Annotated in this window: 20 protein-coding genes and 1 pseudogene; 8 read left to right on the top strand and 13 right to left on the bottom strand. The window is 44.4% G+C overall.

Annotated elements, in window-relative coordinates:
- Nucleotides 1-410 precede the first annotated feature (410 nt).
- From Y696_RS08840 to Y696_RS08830, 3 genes and pseudogenes are all read left to right on the top strand, one after another.
- The gene (locus tag Y696_RS08840) at nucleotides 411-791 is read left to right on the top strand and encodes a DUF4332 domain-containing protein (RefSeq protein ID WP_310793751.1); all 381 of its coding nucleotides are present in this window, start codon (nucleotides 411-413) and stop codon (nucleotides 789-791) included.
- 284 nt (nucleotides 792-1,075) lie between these two features.
- A pseudogene (locus tag Y696_RS08835) lies at nucleotides 1,076-1,288 on the top strand (helix-turn-helix domain-containing protein); the annotation flags it as partial.
- Nucleotides 1,289-1,360: 72 nt separating this feature from the next.
- Nucleotides 1,361-1,831 (top strand): GyrI-like domain-containing protein, encoded by a 471-nt coding sequence (locus Y696_RS08830; RefSeq protein WP_041928193.1) that lies wholly within the window; start codon nucleotides 1,361-1,363, stop codon nucleotides 1,829-1,831.
- Nucleotides 1,832-1,873: 42 nt separating this feature from the next.
- Here the strand turns inward: Y696_RS08830 and Y696_RS08825 are convergent, their stop codons facing one another.
- The 4 genes from Y696_RS08825 to Y696_RS08810 all read right to left on the bottom strand — a co-directional run bounded on the left by Y696_RS08825 (nucleotide 1,874) and on the right by Y696_RS08810 (nucleotide 6,720).
- Nucleotides 1,874-3,211 (bottom strand): cyclic 2,3-diphosphoglycerate synthase, encoded by a 1,338-nt coding sequence (locus Y696_RS08825; RefSeq protein WP_014731336.1) that lies wholly within the window; start codon nucleotides 3,209-3,211, stop codon nucleotides 1,874-1,876.
- A gap of 142 nt (nucleotides 3,212-3,353) precedes the next feature.
- Complete coding sequence (locus Y696_RS08820) at nucleotides 3,354-3,554, bottom strand: hypothetical protein (protein ID WP_006488272.1); 201 nt, start codon at nucleotides 3,552-3,554, stop codon at nucleotides 3,354-3,356.
- A gap of 6 nt (nucleotides 3,555-3,560) precedes the next feature.
- Nucleotides 3,561-4,637: a ThiF family adenylyltransferase gene (locus Y696_RS08815; protein WP_014731335.1), complete on the bottom strand. Its 1,077-nt coding sequence runs from the start codon at nucleotides 4,635-4,637 to the stop codon at nucleotides 3,561-3,563.
- A gap of 352 nt (nucleotides 4,638-4,989) precedes the next feature.
- Complete coding sequence (locus Y696_RS08810; RefSeq protein ID WP_014731334.1) at nucleotides 4,990-6,720, bottom strand: ABC transporter ATP-binding protein; 1,731 nt, start codon at nucleotides 6,718-6,720, stop codon at nucleotides 4,990-4,992.
- A 199-nt stretch (nucleotides 6,721-6,919) separates the two neighbouring features.
- Between Y696_RS08810 and Y696_RS08805 the strand changes: the two genes are divergently transcribed.
- The 3 genes from Y696_RS08805 (at nucleotide 6,920) to Y696_RS08795 (ending at nucleotide 9,094) form a co-directional block, all read left to right on the top strand.
- A complete protein-coding gene (locus Y696_RS08805; protein WP_014731333.1) occupies nucleotides 6,920-7,474 on the top strand; it encodes a flavodoxin domain-containing protein in 555 nt (184 codons plus the stop codon).
- Between the two features lie 228 nt (nucleotides 7,475-7,702).
- The gene (locus tag Y696_RS08800; RefSeq protein ID WP_236609138.1) at nucleotides 7,703-8,440 is read left to right on the top strand and encodes a GNAT family N-acetyltransferase; all 738 of its coding nucleotides are present in this window, start codon (nucleotides 7,703-7,705) and stop codon (nucleotides 8,438-8,440) included.
- A complete protein-coding gene (locus tag Y696_RS08795) occupies nucleotides 8,441-9,094 on the top strand; it encodes a Crp/Fnr family transcriptional regulator (RefSeq protein ID WP_014731332.1) in 654 nt (217 codons plus the stop codon).
- Here Y696_RS08795 and Y696_RS08790 read toward each other — a convergent pair.
- The 3 genes from Y696_RS08790 to Y696_RS08780 are packed head-to-tail and all read right to left on the bottom strand — an operon-like array spanning nucleotide 9,091 to nucleotide 11,887.
- A complete protein-coding gene (locus tag Y696_RS08790) occupies nucleotides 9,091-9,747 on the bottom strand; it encodes an HAD family phosphatase (RefSeq protein ID WP_121510293.1) in 657 nt (218 codons plus the stop codon). The two genes, Y696_RS08795 and Y696_RS08790, sit on opposite strands and share 4 nt — an antisense overlap.
- A complete protein-coding gene (locus Y696_RS08785) occupies nucleotides 9,744-10,811 on the bottom strand; it encodes a helix-turn-helix transcriptional regulator (protein WP_006488286.1) in 1,068 nt (355 codons plus the stop codon). Before Y696_RS08785 ends, Y696_RS08790 begins: the two co-directional genes overlap by 4 nt.
- Nucleotides 10,811-11,887, bottom strand: coding sequence for a helix-turn-helix transcriptional regulator (locus Y696_RS08780; protein ID WP_236609137.1), 1,077 nt, complete (start codon nucleotides 11,885-11,887; stop codon nucleotides 10,811-10,813). Before Y696_RS08780 ends, Y696_RS08785 begins: the two co-directional genes overlap by 1 nt.
- A gap of 1,046 nt (nucleotides 11,888-12,933) precedes the next feature.
- Between Y696_RS08780 and queD the strand changes: the two genes are divergently transcribed.
- On the top strand, nucleotides 12,934-13,302 hold the full coding sequence (queD, locus tag Y696_RS08775; protein WP_014731329.1) for a 6-carboxytetrahydropterin synthase QueD: 369 nt from the start codon (nucleotides 12,934-12,936) through the stop codon (nucleotides 13,300-13,302).
- Complete coding sequence (locus Y696_RS08770) at nucleotides 13,296-14,081, top strand: energy-coupling factor transporter transmembrane protein EcfT (RefSeq protein ID WP_014731328.1); 786 nt, start codon at nucleotides 13,296-13,298, stop codon at nucleotides 14,079-14,081. Before queD ends, Y696_RS08770 begins: the two co-directional genes overlap by 7 nt.
- On the opposite strand, the gene Y696_RS08765 is transcribed toward Y696_RS08770, so the two are convergent.
- From Y696_RS08765 to Y696_RS08740, 6 genes are read right to left on the bottom strand one after another with little or no spacing between them, the layout of a single operon-like run.
- Nucleotides 14,071-15,348, bottom strand: a complete 1,278-nt coding sequence (locus Y696_RS08765) for a HEAT repeat domain-containing protein (protein WP_014731327.1) — start codon at nucleotides 15,346-15,348, stop codon at nucleotides 14,071-14,073. The two genes, Y696_RS08770 and Y696_RS08765, sit on opposite strands and share 11 nt — an antisense overlap.
- 1 nt (nucleotide 15,349) lies before the next feature.
- The gene (locus tag Y696_RS08760; RefSeq protein ID WP_014731326.1) at nucleotides 15,350-15,766 is read right to left on the bottom strand and encodes a type II secretion system protein J; all 417 of its coding nucleotides are present in this window, start codon (nucleotides 15,764-15,766) and stop codon (nucleotides 15,350-15,352) included.
- Nucleotides 15,741-17,162 (bottom strand): glutamate--tRNA ligase, encoded by a 1,422-nt coding sequence (gene gltX, locus Y696_RS08755; protein WP_014731325.1) that lies wholly within the window; start codon nucleotides 17,160-17,162, stop codon nucleotides 15,741-15,743. Before gltX ends, Y696_RS08760 begins: the two co-directional genes overlap by 26 nt.
- A complete protein-coding gene (locus tag Y696_RS08750; protein ID WP_014731324.1) occupies nucleotides 17,149-17,679 on the bottom strand; it encodes a TIGR00725 family protein in 531 nt (176 codons plus the stop codon). Before Y696_RS08750 ends, gltX begins: the two co-directional genes overlap by 14 nt.
- Nucleotides 17,676-18,398: an LPS export ABC transporter ATP-binding protein gene (lptB, locus tag Y696_RS08745; protein WP_006488303.1), complete on the bottom strand. Its 723-nt coding sequence runs from the start codon at nucleotides 18,396-18,398 to the stop codon at nucleotides 17,676-17,678. The genes Y696_RS08750 and lptB overlap by 4 nt, the downstream gene beginning before the upstream one ends.
- Nucleotides 18,395-18,892 (bottom strand): OmpH family outer membrane protein, encoded by a 498-nt coding sequence (locus Y696_RS08740; RefSeq protein ID WP_006488305.1) that lies wholly within the window; start codon nucleotides 18,890-18,892, stop codon nucleotides 18,395-18,397. The genes lptB and Y696_RS08740 overlap by 4 nt, the downstream gene beginning before the upstream one ends.
- Nucleotides 18,893-18,900: the final 8 nt, after the last annotated feature.

Here is an 18,900-nt window from a genome sequence, read left to right as displayed (position 1 = left end):
CGTTGTATGACCATATACATTCAGTAGCTAAAGAGGGTTTTCTCCAGATCGATTCGGTGTTTTCTCTTCGCAAGAGAGATGAATGGATGATAAAAAACGAAGATTTCATAGCCTTCTTGAAGAGTAAAGGTAAGAGCTAGAATGTTATCAACACAACGTTGTCTGGGGTTGCATCCCTCGAGAAATTCCTTCTTGATTCGAATGAGAAATCAGTTGAAGAGGCAGAAAAAGAGGATATTGAAAGTTTCGCAAAATCGAACCGCAATGACAAGGCCCGTCTGAAGCAAAACTCCGTAGGATAGGCCAGTATTTCAGTTTTCTTTCTGAACCTTCACTCGCAAAATTCGCCCCAGAGCTTCGTGAGAAAGGAATCGCGGCAAAGAGGGAAAGAATGAGAATACACAAATTCCCTGGTACGACACGATAGTAATGGAAAAACTCGCGAAAGCGGGCATATTTGCCACCTATCAAATGATCGAAGTGCCCTTTCACCTGAGCTAAGAGAAAGCCTGGCTGCACGCATCGGGACTGAAATGGAGAAAATACTTGAGTACCTTAAACTCTCGGATCTTTCAAGACTTGGTGGAATGAAAGGAGTTAGGGTGAGGCTATACTGCAATGCAGGATTAGATACCTTGGACAAACTTTCTAACTGGAACCCTGAGGAACTTTGGGCGATGCTGGTCGACTTCGTCAGAAAAACGGGTTTCGAGGGAATACCTCCTCTGCCGAAAGAAGTAAGTAGCACAATAGAAGCGGCTAAGAAGCTTGAAAGGCTTATTGGGTACTGATGTTGGCGTGATTAACGGTTTCGTTCAGCCGAATTGTTTTTGGATTGACTCAGCTTAGAGAAGAAACTCCATCATGATTCTTTCGATCAAAAACAAGCCCTTCCATACTTGTATAATCTTTAAGACGATTATTGCGGAGATGGAGGTGGAAGATGTCCAGAGACACTCCTTTGAAATAGGATTACATCGATTGCGTGAACTCCGTCATAGATTACATTGAGGAGCACCTTTCATCCCCGATAACTCTCGACGATCTCTGCTAAGAAAGCTTCTACTCATCAGTTCATCTTCAGCGGATCTTCTTTCACACTGTGGACAAGATGATAGGCCAGTATCGCAAGGGTAGAAGGTTGAGCGTGGCTGCCGAAAAACTTGCTACAACCTCGATAAGTATTTTGGAGATCGCCTTGCAGTTAGGCTATGATTCGCAGGAATCACTTACCAGAGCATTCAAAAGCAGATACTACGTGAAGCCTGGCAAGTATCGCAGGCTTTGACTCCACTTCGCCGTCACTCAGAAAAAGAGACTGTGCAAAAAAGACCCGATTGGTCTCAAGGGAGGAATAAGAATGGAACCAAAGATCATCCACAAATCGGCGTTCAAAGTCATTGGTCTGAAGTACTACGGAAATGATCCGGCGAACAACTGCCCGAAACTCTGGAGAGATTTAATGGAGAGGCATACCGAGATCGAGAATGTCATATCGGCGAAGGAAAGCTACGGATTGATGTGCACTGGAGAAGAAGACTTCATAGACGGCAAGTTCGACTACATAGCCTCTTTGGCCGTCTCGACTCTGAGAATAATCCCGGAGGGAATGGTTGGGGCAGAAGTGCCTGAGGCAACCTATGCCGTTTTCACTCATACGGGAAAGCTTGACTCACTGCAAAATACCTATGAGTACATCCATGCAAAGTGGTTTCAGAACTTCGAGTATGAACCGATTGTTTTGAACGAGTTTGAACTATATGACAAAAGATTCACAGGGGAAGAAGATTCGGAGTTTGACATCTACATACCGATAGAGAAGAAGCAATAAAAAAGGGGGACTGGATAATCCAGTCCCCGTTTTGCAGATCTACTATATATTGTGCTCCTTAAGGAAGTCTTCTATTATCTCTTCTAGATCGGGCTTCCCTATCTCCTGAAGCTCATAACCGATTCTTACGGCAGGTTTCTTTATGTCGATTACCCTTCTCAGGTCAATCGGAGTTCCAATTATAACAAGATCTACGTCGGCCTTGTTAATGGTCTCCTCTAGCTCTTTCATCTGTTTCTCACCGTATCCCATCGCTGGAAGGATCTGATCCAGGTGGTTGTACTTTTCATATGTTGAAACGAGTGATCCTACTGCATAAGGCCTTGGATCAACTATCTCGGATGCACCAAACTTCTTAGCCGCTACCCATCCCGCACCGTACTTCATTCCACCGTGGGTCAGGGTCGGGCCATCCTCTACGACGAGAACTCTCTTGCCCTTTATTTCGGACGACTTGCCTCCCTCAATGGTTATCGGTGAAGCACCGTCAACTACAATGGCATCGGGATTGAATTTCGCAATATTCCTTCGGACGATGTCGATATCTTCTGGAGAAGCCGTCTCCTCCTTGTTTATAACAACTACATCGGCCATCATAAGATTCGTGAATCCCGGGTAGTATGTAGTCTCGTGACCGGCTCTATGAGGATCGGTTACAGTTATATACAGATCTGTCTTATAAAATGAGAAATCATTGTTTCCGCCGTCCCATATTATTACGTCTACATCCTCTTTTTCAGCTTCTCTGAGAATCGCTTCGTAGTCGACCCCGGCATATATAACGGCATTTCGATCTATATGAGGTTCGTATTCCTCTCTCTCTTCAATAGTGCATTCGTGTTTATCTAGATCCGAATAATCGGCGAATCTCTGGACCTTCTGTTTCACGAGATCTCCATAAGGCATCGGATGTCTGATAGAGACAACCTTCTTCCCCTTGGCTCTCAGGATGTCGAGCACTCTTCTGGTTGTCTGGCTCTTTCCACAGCCCGTCCTAACTGCGCAGATAGAGATTACCGGTTTCGAGGACTTAACCATTGTCTTGCTGGGCCCAAGAAGAATGAAATCCGCACCGTGTGCGTTTGCTATTGCCGCCCTCTCCATGACATATTGATGTGGAAGATCGCTGTATGCGAGAACGACCTGATCGATCTTGTGCTCGTCGATCAATTTGCCGAATTCTTCTTCCGGAACTATCGGAATGCCATTTGGATAGAGTCTGCCTGCGAGTTCCGCAGGATACTTTTTTCCATCGATTCCAGGTATCTGAGTCGCCGTGAAAGCTACTACTTCGAACTCTTCGTTGTCTCTGTAGTAAGTGTTGAAGTTATGAAAGTCTCTTCCGGCAGCGCCGAGAATCAAAACCTTTTTTCTTTCCAATTTCTCCACCTCCATATATATTCCAACTATCCTTTAAAATTCTACATTTAAAAGAGGATCCCTACAAAAAAACCTAATTCCGCCACGAAACGATGAAGACCAAAAGAAGGGATTTTGTGAGCTTATACGTGAGTATGCGTTACTATGCGCCCGTTTGGTCTGCATTGGCTGCAACGATTATGAGAACCCTCGACTTTGCCGAGATCAGCTCATCTTCACCGACAAATCTTCCGTCTACCAGAACAAGAGGAGAGACAGACCCAAGCTGTGTTTCCTCTATCAGTTCACTGAAGGTAAGATCTCTGTCGAAACTCCATCGATTGTTTCCATAGACTACTTCCAAGCTTCGTCACCTCTTGGCTGAAGAACAGACGGGACAACCTTCACGTCGTTCAAAGGAAATGCTCTCGAATTTACCCTTTCTCAGGTCAAACCAGAAAACATCGTCTCCACACATTCCGGTATTCAGAAAAGTCAACACCATGGCCGCCTCTAACATGCCTCCAAAATAGCTTACAAAAGTCAGTATCCCCTTTTGTGCCCCCGTATCCTTTCTGTTGTCGCCCATGAAACACCTGTAGCAAGGCACTCTTTTATCTCTAAACATCGCATATCCGCCAAAATTCTCTACGGCCGAATCGACAAAGGGAACACAGTTGCGGTAGCAGGAATCATTTATCAGATACCTAGCCTCATAATTGTCAACGCAGCTGACAACTACGTCGGGTTTTTCAGTCTTGATGAGGGTTGGATCGAAACTTTCTTTACGGATCTTGACCCGAACGCCACTGTACCGCTGTGCAATCTTTTTTTCAATTACACTCGCTTTTGAAAGACCAACATCTCCATAATCGTACAATATTTGTCGGTGTAAATTGTTAAGTTTAATTTCACCCGGTTCGATGATACATATGTCATCAATTCCGTTATCCAGCAAGATTTTTATCAATGGGCAGCCCAATCCGCCGGCTCCAACAACCATCACTCTTCCCTTTCTGGACGCCTTCTGCAAATCTAACGGGAGATCACAAATGGGACCGATCTCGTTGCTTCCATTCATGAGCCAGGAAAAAACCTTTCCGGCTATCAAAGGTGAGAACATAATCGACAGAGTGTGTGGAAAGCTTACAATTCTCTTTCCACAATCTTCCTCGATTTTGAAATCGTCTCCATCTCTGAATTCCATGGTCTCTTTCTGCCTGTAAATCAGAGGCGAATAAAAGGGGAGAATTCTGTGCCTTGGAAAATCTCTAGTGATTCCGGAAAGACCACTTCTTATTAGGAGTTCGGCGGTAAGTTCCTCAGTCGCGCCCCATAGATGACCAAATGTCTCCTCGGCCAATCTCAGCAGGAACGACCTGGTCATTCCCTCAACAAGTAATTGCCGCTCGTACCATCTGAATAGAAAATCATTCTCTATGTCCATATGCGTCCCTCCACAGATCCAAGACCAGCCTAAGTATAACAAATAATCCTCAAGTGGATAACCCTACAGCTAAAGACTTATTCGTGTTTGAAAATGGAATACACCTCTTGGAGCCGGATCGCGAAACCTTTGATCTCAAGTGGTGGCAAACAAACGGGAGAATGAATTTTCATAATTCACTTCACGAATTGAAATTTTGCGCTCGGAAGGCGCAGGCTGACATAGAACTGAGAGACTTTCAAGAGAGTCTTCCATCTGCTAATTCAGAGTATTCCAAAGCCATTGATGAACATGCCTTTTTTTTGACCCCTCTCAACCCTCCCGATATTTACGGGAGTATCTACTGGAGAGATCACATATCCGGTATATATCCCTTGAACTGAGCCCTATAAAGCCCCGCGTAATGTCCGCCCTTCTCGAGGAGTTCGTCATGAGAGCCCCTTTCTATGATTCCATTGTTCGTTATCACAACTATCTCATCGGCGTTCTTAATTGTGGAAAGTCTGTGGGCAATTACAAGTGTTGTGCGTCCTTTCGAAAGGGCTTCTAGAGACTCCTGGATCTTCAGCTCAGTCTCATTATCCAGCGCAGAAGTGGCTTCATCTAAAATGAGAAGGGGAGGATTCTTTAGAAAGACCCTCGCGATTGATATTCTCTGCTTCTGACCTCCGGAAAGCATTACTCCTCTTTCACCAACATAAGAATCGTATCCGTTCTCGAGACTCATGATGAAATCATGAATATTCGCTCTCTTTGCAGCCTCAATTATCTCTTCGTCTGTAGCGTCGCCCTTACCGTAAGCAATATTATCCCTAATTGTTCCTGCAAAGAGAAAGACATCCTGTTGAACAATACCGATGTGGGTTCTTAAGGAGTGAATGGTAACGTCACGAATATCCACTCCGTCAACGGTGATCCGTCCACTTTTAACGTCATAGAATCTAGGAATAAGATGGCAAAGAGTTGTTTTTCCACCACCAGAGGGGCCGACTAGAGCCACCATCTTACCGGCAGGAATATGGAGATTTATATCGGTGAGTACGTTTTCACCTCCGTCGTAGGCGAAAGAGACCTTCTCAACTCTTATATCTCCCCTGACACCATTTAGTTCAACTGCATCCGGCGAATCTGTGATGCTTGACTTCGTTTCCATTATTTCAACGAACCTTTCAAAACCTGACATTCCGTCTTCATATTGCTGAGCAAACTGCATAAGCCTTCTTATCGGCTGGAGAAATAGATCAACGTAAAGAAAGTAAGCTACAAAGGCTCCGACGGTTATCTCGCCTGAGTAAGTAAGATATCCCCCGAAAGCCAGAACGGTAACTTTCAACATGTTCATCATCAGGTCGACACCGGTCGTCATCTCGGCCATCGACTTGAAGGCGAACTGCCTGGATTCCTTGAATTCCTGGTTGCCAAGATCGAATTTACTTTTTTCGAATTCTTCATTGGTGAATGACTGAGCGACTCTAATACCAGAAATACTGTTCTCAAGCTGTGCATTGACGTTCGCTATCTTCTTTCTCACCAATCTAAATGCCTTTGCCATCTTCTGTCTCTTTCTCACTCCATACCAGACCATAAAAGGTATATAGGCAAAGACAACGAGAGTGAGTCTCCAGTCGTTCTGCATTAAGATTATGAAGGCTCCGATCAACGTTACAGTAGAAATGAAGACATCTTCGGGGCCGTGATGTGCAAGCTCCGTGATTTCTCGAAGATCGTTCACTATTCTCGACATGATCTTCCCGGTTCTCACCTTGTCGAAATAACTAAAAGATAGCGTCTGCAGGTGGGAGAAAATATCCTTTCTCATGTTGTACTCCATCCTTACCCCGACAACGTGACCCCAGTAACTGACAACGTAATTGAAGACGGCTCTCAAGACAAAGAGAAACGCCATTATTGCGGCGATAATCACAATACCTCTCATGTTACCCGAAGGGATATAATCATCCAGGGCCAATGTAGTGAATCTAGGAAAAACCAGATCGATTCCAGCAATCATGAAAGCACATGCCATATCCAGTAAAAATAGCCCTAGATGTGGCCGATAATAGGCCATGAATTTTCGAATCATAGCAAGCCTCCCGCATAGTTAGGTAAGAGTCTCAATTTTACATTAGAATACTCTGGATAACAAGTTCATGCATTTAAATCCAAATAGAGAAATTGACTCCTTGTCCTGTCGAACGAGCTTTATGATCTTTACGCAGTAATCCCAAAATACTGTTAAAATAGCTGTGGAGTCTTCAGTTCAGGAGAAGGAAAAGAAGAGCTTGTCGAAAACAGTAGTCCTTTACAAAACTAGATATGGAAGTTCGAAGAAATATGCAGAATGGATTGCAGAAGAGCTCCACGGCGATCTCTTTGATATTGAAGATGTCGATCCTGAAAGACTTAAGGATTACGACTGCATCGTATTCGGCGGATCACTCTACGCCACTGGCATCAGTGGATTGTCTACAATAAAAGAGAATTTCAAATCTTTCGAGAATAAGAAGGTAATTATCTTCTCCGTGGGAGCTTCTCCAGCGAGATCAGAGGTTATCGAAGACATAAAGGCAAAGAACTTCTCGCCTGAAATTGTCGAGAAGATTGAGTTCTTCCATTTGAGGGGCGGATTTGACTTCAAGAGATTGAGACTCGTAGATAAGATTTTGATGATTCTATTGAAGAGTAAACTCAAAGGAAAGAAGAGACGCGGAGAAGAGCTTTCCGACGATGAAAGAGGGATGCTGGCGGCTTACAGTACGGCAGTAGATTTCACAAGCAGGAAAGCTATTGAACCGATACTGGAAAGCATCAGTAAGTTTACTCACGGGAATGCTTAAGACAGATTCTGGATCGAAGCGTTGCTTGCAATGAGAAGTATTTTGAAAGAGTCACACCTCTCAAGCACTTCCCCGATTGAATTTGCTCTCGCTCTTTCGTACGGTTCTGTGTAGGAGGATTTTGCTTTTTCATATGCGCCACTAAAATCAGGATGTTCGTTTTTGTACAGCAAGAGAGTTTGCTTTCTGCCCCGGAATCGGTGGGTAAGAATTATGATCGGAGGTAATATGTCCAGAATTCGTAGGCTTGAAGAGATCTCCTTAAACTCCTGGCCAGCCGGTTACACAAAGTTCCTTGATGGCTGGGTATTGAGATACGCAGGCGGATATACAAACAGGTCAAACTCCGTCTATCCTATCTACGATGGGTTCGAACCTCTAGAGCAAAAGATCGAAGAGGCTAGCAGGTTCTATAAGTCAAAGGGGTTAAGGACGATGTTCAAGCTCACCGCGGACTCAAAGCCTGCAGGACTGAACAGTGTCCTCAAAGAGATGGGGTTTGAAGAAAGGGATAGAGCACTGGTAATGACGAGAGCGATAGGCAGTGAACCCCACGATCTTTCAGACGCCGATGTCGCTTCAAGGCCCGAGGAGGAATGGCTCGAACTCTTCTTCTCTCTGAATAGCAGGGCAAGAGAAAATCAAGCCTGGGCAAGAAAACTACTTTCTATGCTTCTTCCTGGCAGCCCCTTCATCATCCTTAGAAAAAGAGGAATCGCAGTTGGTTGCGGGTTTGCAGTAATAGAAAGCAATCACGTGGGACTCTTCGGAATAGCGGTGCGAGAATCGGAACGGCGAAAAGGATACGGGAGAGAGATAACCGAAAAACTCTTGGAGCTTGGTAGGCAACGGGGAGCAGAGACAGCCTATCTGCAGGTTGACAAACCCAACGAGAGCGCGATAAGTCTCTATTCTAAGATCGGCTTTCGAGAAGAATATCAGTACTGGTACAGGGTTGGCGAATAGATGTTAGACACAGTAGATCTCTTCAACGATTTGAGCAGTGATGAAAAAAGCGAAGTTCTTTCGGCTTCGCGAACTGTCAGGTTCCAGCCCGATCAGGTGATCTACACTCCAGATGATCTTTGCGATTCACTTTGTATAGTTCTCAAGGGCAGGTTAAGAATTGCAAAGGTATTGCCCTCTGGTCGTGAACAGACTATCAATTACATTGAAAAGAACCAGATTTTTGGAGAAGCGCTTGCGTTCGCTGGAAGAAAGTGCGCCTCACATGTCTTCGCGGAAGAGGATTCGGAAATACTAAGCATTCCGAAGAGAGCTCTCCTATATGCTTTCAAAAACAAGCGTTTTCTGTTCTCTTACCTAAAGAGCATTTCCGAAAAGACACTGAATCTCTCATATATCATTGAATTGCTTTCATTATCAACCGTCAAGAAGAAGCTGGCAAGCTACCTTCTGGAACTATCTCTTGAAAAGGGAAGCAATTCATTTGAACTTCCTCATACCAAGAAGACACTCGCAAACCTTTTTGGATCAACAAGAGAAGCCGTTTCTCGAAACTTTTCTGAACTGCGGAAGGATGGAATCATCTTCATGCCAGATAGAAATTCCGTGGAAATAAAAAGCTCAAAACAACTCGAGAAAATTCTCTTCGATTAAATTAAACTATCGAACCTCTTTTCCAAATACTCTCTAACCCCGTTCAGATTATCGAACACATGTTTTGAAAGCGACAAATCAAGGTCTATGTTCTCCTCGTGCCTTACCCCAAGAACCTCCATTCCGGCCATGAAACCGCTTCTAATGCCGTTTGGCGAGTCTTCAATAACAATGCAATCCTCCGGGGCAATTCCCAAAAGCCGCGAAGCTCTTTGATAGATCATCGGCGATGGCTTAGATTCCCTAACTTCATCTCCCCCGACGATTACCGAGAAGTATTCGAGCACGTTTATTTTCTTCATCAACTCCTCAATAGCGGACTTCTCAGTCGACGATGCAATGGCCACTTTAACCTTTCCGTGAAGAAAATCTAGAAGCTCAATCAATCCGTCATTCGGAACCAGTGTCTCTCTGGCGAGTTCTAGATACCTTTCCATGTACCTTCTGCCAAATTCCTCAGGCTCCATATCCAGACCGGCAGTCTGAACAATTACTCTCTGAGTTTGAGACATTTTAAGACCCATCTGCTTCTCGAAGAGCTCATCACTTATCTTTCCACCAAGCTCCGAAACCAGTTCGGTACAGGCCCTTCTATAGAGCTTTTCGGAATCGATTATCACGCCATCCATATCGAATATTACTGCTCTAATCATTTCATATCCCTCAAATTCAAAAGATTTCTGATATCGGCTGCTGCCCTCCGTACAGTCTCTTTTCTCACACAGATTATGCTGCTGAATGGATCAACGTCGATCAACGATGACTTGAACAGAAGTCCCATATGATAGGAAATGGTAGACTTGGCGAGGCCTGTGAATTCAACGAGGTCCTTCTGTAAAGCCGGTTCCTTGCTGAGTCTCTTCAGGATCTTGAATCTGGTCTCGTCGGAAAGCACCTTAAGAAGACTCCGTAGCCTGACTTCCTGCGGGATTCTGCCCGAGAAATCTTCGGTAACCTCTTCAAGACCCATTATCAGAAGATGAAAGGTCGGATATGTCATTAGGCCAGAGTTTGTATGAGGTACCGAGTTTTGAAGAGTTATGTATACAGGTTTCGTCTCGTCGAGTACGATATCGTAATAGTCGAGATAGTTCGAGAAGGCGTCTTTGATCTTCTGTGACGAACTACTCTCTATGTATCCTTTTACGAGCCGAGTGTTGAGGTCTCTTAAACCGCTTCCTTCATAATAGTTTAAGATTTTCATCGTCTTGGAGGAAAGGAAATCCATCGCCGTCTTCGGAAAGAAGAGTAGCTGGTGCACAAACCAGACAGTATCCGGGCTTACACCGCCTATTGCCTCTATGGCCTTTGAGACCTTCTGCGGTTCCTCGCTTATCATACGATTCAGCTCATCATGGGAAATCTTGAGCCTTCTATCTGCAAATACCTGGATGAAACGGTCTCTTATCAACTCGATTCCCTCTTCCGTTACATTAAGGCTTTCCTCAATTGTCACCTGCATACCGTCTTGAAGCTTCTGCCTTATTGGGAAGAGGATGGGAGCCATAACACCCAGTTCGTTCATAAAGGTTATATACATCCTCGTTGACCACTCTTCATCCTTAAGAAGTGTTTCCCTGAATTCCAAGAGCTGAGAAGAGGGTTCATAATCAACCCCGAGCGTCTTGAGTACCTTCTCAACAGGACCAGTGTTCAGCGAAAACTGAATGGCCATTGTCAGATCGTATATTTCGAAATAGCCGGTGATTATTTCCATTAGTTCTCACCTTCATCGTATAGCGTCTCAAGTCCTTTCAGAATTTTTTCGAGACGCTCTTTATTCAAAGAGAAGTACACTCTTCTGTGATCTTTTCGGCTCTTAACCAGGGCAAGTTCGGACAGAGTCGAAAGGTGGTAGGATACTGTCGCTTTGGATAGCCCTACGAGCTTTGCAAGCTCATCCACGTATTTTGGTTCCTCGGATATCGACTTCAAAATCTGCATCTTGGTTTGATCGGCTAGATTTCTGAGAAACAGTCTGAGAGTATTGTCCGTAACCGATGGATTCATAATCTCTTCAATCTGCTTGAAGTGCTCGCTGAATACTATCAGCTGGGTATTGCAGGAGCTTGCAAACTTAAGCCCTGAATACTTCAGTGTATTCTGAAACAAGAGATGAAGCGGCAAGTCTTCTCTTGCCTTAATGCCATAAAAATCAAGAAATCCCTCGGCAATTTGATTATACTGATCATTTTCGAAGAGCTTTAGTTTTTCGGCTATCTGATCGCGATTCTTTTTTCTCAGACCGGATTCTTCGTAGTACTTCTTCATTTCGTTAAGAGCAAAGAGCAGGATCTCTTTCGACTGCCTGGGAAAGTTTATCAGCTGAGTAATGAACCATGTCGTGTTTTCAGAGAGATCTTCGGCCTTGTTTACAGCTTCGGGCACAATGCTTAGATCCCCTTCAAGTATCTTATCTACTTCCTCTTGAGAGAAATTAAGATTGTTCGAAAGAATGCTGTTTACTACACATCTAGATTTCTCTTCGAAGTTATTCGCAAGGCTTTCGATTGAGTCCTCGAGGAGAATCTCCCCCCCCGGCCTTTCGGGAAAGTCGCAAAAGAAGATGACGCTGTCCTTTATTTCCGAAAATACGTCAGCGACAACTTTTATCGACCAGTTCTCATTCTCTCTGATCTTAAGAAGAAATGCCCCTAGCTCTTGACCCGGTTCGAAATCGAATCCAAGATCATGTGAAACTGCGTCGAAATAACTCTTCCTGTCAGCAAGACCACATGCCATCAAAATCTCTACGAGTTCAACGTATCCCGGGATTATATTCAAGGAATACACCTCTCAAGTTCGACTTGTATTGAATTATAGCATGGATAAGGTTCGAGAAACCTTGAACCAGGGAAATTCATCAACAACGCAACTCTATAACGTACTTAAAATGCGGAACATGTACAAGTATTCTTCGGTGTCGAATCAAATCCATTTGAAAGTGCAAGATCGTAAATCTGCTTAATCGATATATTGTTAGAAGTTTATTGTGCGTTAACAATAATAGTTTGACAACTATCTAACGTAGTGATATGATGAAAATGTAAGAGATGAATCGAACAGACGAAAAGGAGGAGTCGATATGAAGAAGGGATCTTTGAAAATCGGAAAAGATGTCCAGAAGGAAATCGATAAAGCCAGATCGGCTTCTATAAGATACGGAAACTTTTTTGCACTCTGAAGAAATAAACCAGTAGAATCGCGACATACAAGCAACCCCCCTTTTCCCCCACGGAAAGAAAGATGACTTCGGGTCTCTCGGTAGAGACCCTTTTTTGTTTCTTTCATTCAAAAAGAGAGAACCTTCAGGCTCTCTCTTTTTCTTGGGGTTTCTCTAGTCCTACTGAAAAGTAAGGAAGGGTCTGGACTTCAAGATTTCTACTCGTGCCTTTTCTATCTGTTCCGTAACTTCTCTCATCGATTTTGTAGTGCAATTTGACATTATCAATTCCTCCACCGGTTCGATATATATCTTACACTGAGATCATAACATATGGTTAGATATATGTCAAACCTAGTCCTAGAATTCTATTGCAGTCTAACTTTATTCTTGTTCTGCGTTTTGTCTCTAATTCCAGGCTGAGATGGTCTCCACATTTTTTCTGGTTAGAAGAGCAGGTTTCCTCTTTCAGGGTCCGATAAGAAAGCAGGGATACTATACTAGATCGTGGAGCATCTTACGGGCCGGACTGGAGTAGCTGGAATACCCATTTGGGATGAGTTATACTTGTGATCACTGAATGATTTCGACAGGAAATTCGAAGTATCGTCACACAGAAAACGATATTTGGTTCTCAAGGGTAGATGTTTTGCGAGGAAGGAGGGTGAACAGAGAAATGTTCTTCATAACGAAGGAGTTCACTTTTGACGCAGCACATAACCTCACCATGTATCACGGTAAGTGCGAGAAGCTGCACGGTCACACTTATAAACTTCAAGTTACCGTTGCCGGGGAGAAGCAAGAGGAAGACATGGTAATCGACTTTCTGAAAATGAAAGAAATTGTCAGAGACGAAGTCCTGAGTGTGCTGGATCACTCTTATATAAATGATGTGCTATCGCAACCAACTGCAGAGAACATAGCAGAGTGGATTTTCAATAAACTCGCAGGCAAGATTCGCGGGAATTCGTTCGAGCTCTATGAAGTAGCCTTATGGGAAACTCCCACCAGCTTTGTTCGTTACAGGGAGAGAGATGGTTGGTAGAGATTCCCTTAGGTCGCTTCTTCCCTGCCGACTCAATCATTCATAAACTGTCTCCCGTTGTCAAGACGATTTCTTTTGTGGCGCTTGCGGTGGGATCTTTGTTCTTGAGCGGCATTGTTGATTCTCTGATCCTTTTTTCCTTTTGGATTTCGCTTCTCTTGCTTTCAAAGGTTCCGCTGGGGGAGTACATCAAAACCCTCTGGACAATCAAGTTTCTTCTACTCTTAATTGTCATCTTCCAGCTCTTCTTTACGCACGGAAAAGTCCTGCTGGATATGAAGATACTGAGGATAACAGAAGAGGGCCTTTTGAACGCCACCTTATTGACTGTTAGGATGGTTTTTGCAGTCTTCTTCAGCATTACATTATCATATACAACAACCCCCATGGAGATCTCCTCCTCCATTGAAGCAATCGTCGGAAAGCTACCGATGAAAACTAAGAGGGTTTCTGAACTCGGAATGGCACTTTCACTAACCCTCACTTTCATTCCTCTTCTCTCGCTTCAGACGAATCGAATAATTATGGCCCAGAAGGCTAGAGGTGTGGAATTCAATGGCGGAAGTTTTTTCAAGAGAGTAAGAAACTCTCTCTCAGTGGTGATACCCGTGATTACGACCTCGCTAAAGAAGGCCCAGGACACCGCGTCCGCTCTGGAAATAATGGGATACGAGCCCGGCCATACATTGCGAAGCCTCGACAAAATGAGCTGGTCGATTAATGACTCGATTATCTTGATTTCGACGGCGGTTTCTATTACAGCGGTTGTTATACTGTAAAGCCAAAGAGATCGGCCAAACGTGAGGGGTTTATTCTTGCCATTGCTCTGGCAGACGATAGTCTTAGGCGACTCTCACTGGAAGCATCTACCACTATCTCTTCGAGACAAGGGAGCAAACCGTCCAGTTTGAGAAGACCCGTCACGGAAGAAGCAAGAATCCTCGTCTGAAGCTCTTCCTTCCTGTTGGAAAGAATTCTTGAAACGTGATCACCCACATCCAATGTTTTGAGTTTCTTTACTGCTCTGAGTGAAGCCTTCTTCAGTCTCGACGAAGTTGATCTCAATGATTCATCAATGACATCGGAGATAGAATTATCCATTAGGTTGGCCAAAGCTTCAATACATATCGCCCTAACCCTGTCTGAGGGATCATTAAGTCCTTCTCGAAGAATATCAACCGCGGATGGTTCAAGTAGACCTTTGACGTACTGCGCCCCGACGAATCTCATCTCTTCATCATCTGAATCCATGAACCTCTCTGCGGCCTGCAACAACGAAACATCGTATCCCTTGATTTTTCTGTAAGTCTTCAGTGCTGTTATTGCTACGTTTGAATCCTCGGACTCGACTAGCTTTCTCAGCGCCGGAACCGAGACCTCCTCCGGGAATGGTTCTAGAGATTCAACTAGAATCTGCTTTGTCTTTGAAATGCGAAAATCCTTTATAAGACCCAAAAGCTTTTCTGAAGAAGTCGAATCCAGTTTACCGAGCCTTGAATGAATAGCAAGTTTCTGGAATTTTCCCGAAAGCGAAGAGAGCACCTCTTCATCTAGCTGCAGTTCGCCATTGTAGGCAGACAATATCCTTCGAACGTCGGTGCTTGGATCTCCGTTGAACTCCTGTAAGAGTTCGCTCTCTCCGGCTTCCGCAAGGGAGATAACAAAGGTCTTCCTAACCTTTTTTGAAGGATCTGCAGCAATTTTCCTCGCCAACTCCTCGTCCTCATAACCGAACTCGACGAGTTCCTTCGCCGTTGCGCTTCTAACGAGGTCTGACGGGTCATCAAGAGCCTTCAGTATAGAATCTCGATCTTCACCGAATTTCGCCATCGAAGAAACCGCGTTTTTTCTGACATCCGGCGAAGGATCATCAAGAAAAGACTCGATATTCTCGATTTTCATATCGCGTTCCACTGCTGATTTTATTGCCCTTGCCCTTACGTATGCCGATGGAGATTCCAGCATATCCTTCACATTCATTTCGGCTCTTGAGAAAATCTCCTCCTCAATAGCCTGAAGCATCTTTCTGATATCTTTTGGATTCATTTTATCCACCTTCAATTCCAATCAGGATTTCTCCTTCATCAACAAAGAATCTTACGCTTCCTTCTTCTCCATAAAAACCGGCAGACTTTACAAATTCGGTCACCGTGTTGTAAGAGTTGCCAGATCTTCTAATAATTCTGTCGCCGGAAACGTAATATCTGATTCTCTTGTATCGACCGTCAACAATAGCGTCGAAGCTAATGAAGGAGGTCCCCCACGAAAAGTTTCCGATTGATCGGTTGAGATCTCTTTCAATAACATCGAAGGTTCTGGAAAGCGACATGTAACTCTTTGTCTCTCTCACAATGTTGAATGACATCGCAATCGACATGTTCACTATTTTGAAAACCGATATCAGAAGTATCGCAGAAACCGCAAGCGACACAACCATCTCAATCAGAGAGATTCCCTTCCTCATACTCAATCATCTCGAGAAGGTTTTCCAGTCTCTCGAGGACCCTATCCCTGCCGAGAACGGAGATCGTCTCGAAAAGTCCCGGAGTCACAAGCCTTCCCGTTACCCCCCCTCTCAAGGTCTGAAAAGTATTCTTCTTCGAAGCTATCTTTTCATCGGCAAGCTCTCTTACGGTTTTTTCTACTCCTTCAACAGACCAGTCAAGAGAATCCTCAAATTTCCTTATTGCTGCCGAGATTAAATCCTTGCTCCAGTTGTTCTGAAGATACTTGGAAACATACTCCTCTTGATAATCGAGCTCATCACTGAAAAAGGGAGCAGAGAAATCAAATAGCTGTTCAAGCGTGTTTATCTTCTCCCTGCACATCGTGAGTACCTCTCTCGAGTAGAACTGGTCGGACTCAATGATCGCGTAGTAGTCAAATCTTCCGGTGAACTTCAACCACAATCCAAACTGGATCATGAGCTCCTCGGGATCCAGCAATCTCAAATGCTTTCCGTTTATCCATTCGAGCTTCTCATAATCGAAGACAACGCCTTTGTTAGAGATATCGGAAGGAATGAAATCCTTGACCTTTTCGTGATAATCGAAAATTTCCTCATCGACCGTCCATCCGAGAAGCGCCAGATAATTCATAAGCCCCACGCTAAGATAACCTTCTTCTCTGAAATGGTCCACGCTTGTGTGGCCGTGCCTTTTTGAAAGCGGAGCCCTGTCACTCCCAAGAATCAGTGGTATATGCATGAATGTAGGCGGTTCCCAGTCGAGAGCTCTATAGATCATTATTTGCCTTGGAGTGTTCGTAAGGTGATCCTCGCCTCTGAAGACATGAGTAATATCCATCATATGATCATCGACTACCACAGCAAAATTGTAGGTGGGGAAGCCATTGGACTTTATAATTATGAAATCCGAGAAGTTCTCGTTCTCAAAACTCATCTTCCCTTTTGAGAGATCAGAAAATTCCGTTTTGCCCTCTGGAATCCTGAACTTAATTGTGTAGACTTCGTCACCTGATATATCAGGCATCTCCATTGAGATTCTCAGCACGTCTTCCTGATTCGACTTTTTGTAGACCGCATAATATGCGTGTCCTCTCTCGACGAGCTCTTGAGCATACTTATCATAAAACCCGAGAGCTACTCGCTCGCTCTGTCTATAAGGACCGTACTCCCCACCGATGTCGGGACCTTCCGACCAATTAAGACCGCACCATTTCATGGAAGAGAGAATCTGGTCCTCGAATCTCTTCTCGGAACGCTCGGTATCTGTATCTTCTATTCTCAGCACGAAACTTCCATTTTGATTTTTCGCAAAAAGCCAGTTGAACAGCGCTGTCCTTACACCGCCAACGTGAAGATTGCCTGTCGGACTTGGCGCAAATCTACACCTTACCATTCTCTGCCTCCTCAAGTAACCTCTCAAGATCTTCGATACTATTTGCTCTCATGACTTCTGCAGTTCTCCTCTCGTCTAAATACTTTCCATCTATGAGCACCGACCCTATCCTATCTGTCCAGCCACCGGTACCACCCATGAGAATGACGGGGTGTCCGTAAGAATATGAGGAGATTATCTCAAGCAGAGTTCCTGCTTGACCTCCGATTGAAATCACCACATCTGCAGATTTAGTAAGTATCAACGATCTCAAAGCAAAATCCATCCCAGTGCGAATCCTGATTTCATTGTGGGTGTTGCCCTCATCTCCGGCGGGGAGCACACCAATAACACGTCCCCCTTCTTTCGAAACAGCTCTAGAAACAAGTTCCATTACCCCGTCTCTTCCACCCGTCATAACAACGTGTCCGTGCCTGGCAAGAGTCCTCCCTACTTCTTCGCAAATTCCGTGAAGCTCCTTCACGGGGCTCGCGCTTATTGAACCGGAGTATCCTATTACCGTTACGTGAAGCATCATTCATCACTTCCAAGATACTTTTCTACCACCAGACTATCTCCAAGAACCGCCGCAGGATCGCCTGAAGAAATGACCTCTCCCTTGTACAGTACGTATAACCTGTCGACCACTTTAGCTATGGATGAAACATCATGATCCGTTACGATGACACCGATCCCCCTGCTCTTTAGCTTTCTGATCATCTTCTGAATATCCTTCACTGTCATTGGATCGATGCCGACAAAGGGCTCGTCCAGAAGAATGAACGAGGGTGAAAGAGTCATAGTCCTGGCAAATTCAAGCCTTCTCTTTTCTCCCCCAGATATGAGAGAGGCAGTTTGATCTTTCAGAGAAAGAATACCAAATTCGTCAAGAATTTCACTTGCCTTTTCCAGGCATTTGTCTTCCTGACCCGTTAGCTTCATCACCATTGTAAGGTTTTCGATTACTTTGAGGCCTCTGAAGATCGACGTTTCCTGAGGCAAATAGGCAATCCCTCTCTTGGCTCTTTCGTGAATAGGAAGGTGTGTAATGTTCTCACCATCAAGGAAAATGCTTCCCGAATTAGGAATCACAATTCCCAGGATAGACTTGAAGGCGGTGGTCTTTCCTGCACCATTTGGTCCAAGGAGTCCCACAACCTCAAGAGAGGATGCCTCCAGCGAGACATCCTTTAATACTCTTCTTTTTCCGTAGCGTTTGTCAAGATGTTCGCATTTCAGATAAGAAGGATCACTCAATTCTGAAAACCTTTCATATATTCAATGATCGCGTCGGTAACATCGTACGCGGAAGAACCATAAACGACAACCTCACTGGAGAGCACCATATCTATTCCGACAAACGTAGCATAATCCTTTATTCTCTTGTTGACCTGTTCCATTATTACCTGAAGCTTTGCATTGTAAGTCGTTTCAAGTGTTTGTTCGTACTGGCTCTTCTTCGTAAGGATCTCTTGCTGTTTCTGTAGAAGGGCGTCTTGACTCGCTCCAGAATTTGCCAGATCTTGATATTCTTGGCTAAGAGTATCTAACTGGCCCTGATAAAACTTCGTGTCTTTCTGATAATCGATGTTCAAAGTTACCCAGTCTTTTGTCGCTTCTAGCACCTTCTGCATATTGGCAAATGCAATCTTTGCAGGCTCCGATGGACCAGCACCGCCTTCAGAAACAACTATCGCTCCGACAGCCGATACCATTATCACAATAAGAATGAATCTCAAGGATCTTTTCACAAGAACAC

The organism is Mesotoga sp. H07pep.5.4 (genome assembly GCF_003664935.1).
GTDB classification, from domain to species: Bacteria; Thermotogota; Thermotogae; order Petrotogales; family Kosmotogaceae; genus Mesotoga; species Mesotoga prima.
The sequence above is the reverse complement of the archived record's forward strand: the minus strand, read 5'-3'. Positions and strand labels throughout refer to the sequence as shown.